A 3,751-nucleotide genomic window follows, 5' to 3' on the forward strand; every position below is an offset into this window, starting at 1 on the left:
TCATACTCTTTCATAACCCTTTGTAAGTTACTATCAAGACCAAAAATATCAATATAAGAGTAGATGAAATTCTCTGCACTATTAAACTTTTTTTGGCTTATGAAATCATCAATAGCTACAATAAAAGTAAGTCGTAAAAGCTCCCCTACCCTTTTTGTTCTGCTTTTTACTGAAATCAACTCTTTGAGTGTCTTTTTTACCCCTTTTATATTTCCATAGAGAGCATATTTTTCACACTTTTGCATAAGTTTGCTCCAATGTTTTTCGAGCATTTTTGCAAGCTTTAGCTCAACAAACATTTGCGGATACTCATCTATAATTTCGTAACACTTTTTAAATTCACTCTCTTGGTAGCTTTGCATAAGTATTTCAATCACTTCTGCTTTGTGTTCAAGAAACTTCAGTTCTGCTTTTATGAGTGATATACCTTTGATACTTTGCATCATTTCCGTAGCTTTTTGGATAGCAGCTGCGTTTAGTGCAGAGTTTATATTGCTCAAAGTTGCATCAAGTTTAGCTAAAAATGCTTTATATGGAGGAAGTTGTGAAAAATTTGGATGTAGTGCTAAAAGCTTTTTTATATCATGGTATTGCAGCTGTTTAAGGGCATCTAAAAAGGATAAAAAATCTTTATTATCTTTAAGAATAAGATTTATACTCTCTTTTTTTAATACAACACCTAGATAAGGAAGTAGCAACTCTTTCGCCTTTTGAGTATCCATTAAAAGTATCTGTTTTTGAGCATTTTTATATGCTCGTTTATACCCTTTTTCCATCTCTTTGTACTCTTTTGAGTATTGTAGAGGTGGATATTTTTCACTTAAAGCATAAGCAGGGGCATATAATTTTTGCATACAGAGGGTTTGAAACCTTTCATAATACCTATATGCCTCAAAAAGTAGCTCTATATCCTCTTTCTTAGATTGGATTTTTGAACAGTTTTCAAGAATATGTTGGGCTTTTTTTGTATCTGAGTGTTGCAGAGTATTGACTGCATTTAAATACTTTATCTTATAAATCTTTTCTAGTTTTTTATACTCTTTAGAATCTAAAAGCTGTGGATTATTTGCAACAAGGGCATAGGCTTCGTGCATCATGTTATGTAAAAGAAGAGATTTTAGATTTTTTTCATTTTGGAGGGTTATATGGAGAATTTCACGATTTTCTAGTACGACAAGAAGATTACCCTCTTTACTCATTGCCATATGAGATATATTTGTATGAAATTTCAGGTATTCATTGCGTACTATTTTATGCGTTTTAAGATTAAAAAGTGTAATAAAATCCTGATTTGAATGGATAAGAAGAAAATCACTTTTTGGAATATGTAGCAGTTGTTTGGTATAACTTAAATGAGTGACAACAGATTGAAGTTTATCTAACTTCTGTAAATCATAGATAAAAATTTCACCATGTGCATCGGCTATTATTAATTTCTCTGTGTCTGTAAAGCAGAGTGTGGCTATGGCTGCGTTTGTAGCGTTTATCTCTTTTACTATAGAGTAACTGCCAAGGTTTATAAGCCTTACTTTCCCATCTGAAGTTCCTATAGCAAGGAGTTCTCTTTTAAATGCAAAGGCAGACATCCTTGTTGGTAGCTGGGTTTTATATTTTTTTATCCAAGAAAATATTCGGACATTGTAGCGTGCATCTTTATAGTTGTAGATAATGACTCTACCACTGCTTGTAGCAGTAAGAATATGTTGAGAATCAGGAAGAAAAAAAAGTTTATTTATTGCTCCATCATGGCTTTTTATACGATAGAGTTGATTTTTTGTTTTTGTATCGTAGATGTAGATTGTCTCATCATTTGCAATGGCGAGTAGCTCTTTTTCTAGGCTAAACGCAGTAAGATGAGTCTGTAACAGAGTAAAGTCAATTAGCTTGAAAATAGCATTATATTGTGCTAAATCATCCATTATCTCTACCTTTTTTACTCAAATATCTTATTTATTAAGAGCTGTAGAGATATTTTAGAGTTAAACTCATTTTTTGCAACACTGTAACTGCATGTTATTTTTCTATCTGTGGGCATCTCATAAACTCTTCTAAACGCAACAAGTTCTACTGTTTTTCTTTGATGTGGGTATTGCCTTATTTCAATTCTTGAGTGTGATTTGTCTGCACCCATTAGTTTTATACTCACTACTTCGGCATCTTTCATTAAAAATGTAGGTCTTGTATTTGCTTCCCCATAAGGTTCAAACTGCTCTAGTAGTCCCAAGAGTTCCATATCTAAATCTTCACTATCTAAAATACCGCTAATTTGTTCTTTTGGTATAAAGTCTTCTGCTGGAATTTTTTTAGCACTTTTGTTTATCGCCTCTCTAAACGCAGCGATATTGCTAACATCAAGTCCTAATCCAGCAGCCATTTTATGACCACCAAACTTCATTAAGAGCTCTTCATTTTCTTTGATAAGCTCATAAATACTGACATCACCGATACTTCTAGCACTTCCTTTGGCTATCTCTTTATCTATACTAAGCACAATAGCTGGACGAGCAAATTTATCGACAAGGCGTGCAGCAACAATGCCAACAACACCCTCATGCCACCCCTCTCCTGCTACTACAATTATTTTATCATCTTCATGAACACTCAGCATTGCTTCTTTTGTTGTTTGTGCTTCTGTCTCTTTTCGCAGTTCATTGAGTTGATTTAAAAGTTCAAATTGTTTATAGGCAGTATGGGTATCTTTTGCTGTGAAAAATTCAAGTGCAATAGAGGCATCTTCAAGTCGTCCTGCAGAGTTAATTCGCGGCGCAATTTGAAAGGCAATATCTTCACTTGTAATATTTGATTTGTTTAAAAAGTCGTGGATAATGATAGATGCAGGTCTTTTTGAGTGCATCATCAATTTTAGACCCTCTTTGACAAGCGTTCTATTCATATTTACAAGTGGCATAATATCTGCAATGATAGCAATCGCTAAAATATCTAAAAACTGTTTCATATTGATGTTGAGTTGTAACTCTTTTTTTACTAATCCTAAGAGTAACCACGCTACTTCTGCACCACAAATCTCTTGAAATGGATAGCTATCTTCTGGGAGTTTTGGATCAACTATGGTGAATGCATCTGGAAGATTTTGTGAGGGGGTATGGTGATCTGTAATTATTAGGTCAATGCCTCTCTCTTTACAAACTTCAGCTGCAGCAATAGCAGAGATGCCGTTATCGACGGTAATGATTAAATCAGTTTCTACTCTCTCAAGCACAGTTGGACTTACTCCATAACCATCACGAAATCTATTGGGAATGATGGCTTCAAGAGGGTAAGGAATTTGTCTAAAAAAATCCACCATAATGGCAGTGGAACTTACGCCATCTACATCATAATCACCAACAAGTGTTATGCGTTTGTTATTTTGTATTGCATGAGCAATCTTTTTTGCTGCTTTTGTTGCGTTTAAAAGGAGTGCAGGATTTGGAATTTGGGAGAGTTTTACCTCTTCAGTATCGAACCTATTTGAGAGAAGTTCAAAAAGGTCTGCTTTACTGAGTTGTTTTACTTTATTCAGCATTCAAACTAGCGTTTACAAATGCAACTATTGAAGGGTTTGGAGTTTGTAAGCGAGAAGTAAATTCTGGATGAAACTGTACTCCTAAAAACCAAGGATGTCCTTGAATTTCAACAGTTTCAATAAGTCCATTTGATTCACCTGTTACAATCATACCAGCCTCTTCAAGTTGTTGTCTGTATGCTGGATTTGCTTCATAACGATGGCGATGTCTTTCAAAAATTGTTT

At 34.3% G+C, this 3,751-nt stretch carries 3 protein-coding genes; all 3 read right to left on the reverse strand.

Going from position 1 to position 3,751, the window contains the following annotated elements; genetic code table 11:
* The coding region (locus MVY38_RS04930; protein ID WP_297484045.1) for a WD40 repeat domain-containing protein at window positions 1–1,919 on the reverse strand (1,919 nt) is incomplete at its 3' end.
* A 14-nt stretch (window positions 1,920–1,933) separates the two neighbouring features.
* Window positions 1,934–3,526: a single-stranded-DNA-specific exonuclease RecJ gene (recJ, locus tag MVY38_RS04935; RefSeq protein WP_297484046.1), complete on the reverse strand. Its 1,593-nt coding sequence runs from the start codon at window positions 3,524–3,526 to the stop codon at window positions 1,934–1,936.
* Window positions 3,516–3,751 (reverse strand): gamma-glutamyl-gamma-aminobutyrate hydrolase family protein (locus tag MVY38_RS04940; protein ID WP_297484047.1); only part of this gene is annotated, 236 nt, incomplete at its 5' end. The genes MVY38_RS04940 and recJ, both read right to left, overlap by 11 nt.

This window comes from Sulfurimonas sp., assembly GCF_027056685.1.
In the GTDB taxonomy this organism is placed as follows: Bacteria; Campylobacterota; Campylobacteria; order Campylobacterales; family Sulfurimonadaceae; genus Sulfurimonas.

Excerpts from the sequence above, each read along its gene's own strand:
- recJ (WP_297484046.1), bottom strand. The coding sequence starts at position 3,526 with ATGCTGAATAAAGTAAAACAACTCAGTAAAGCAGACCTTTTTGAACTT.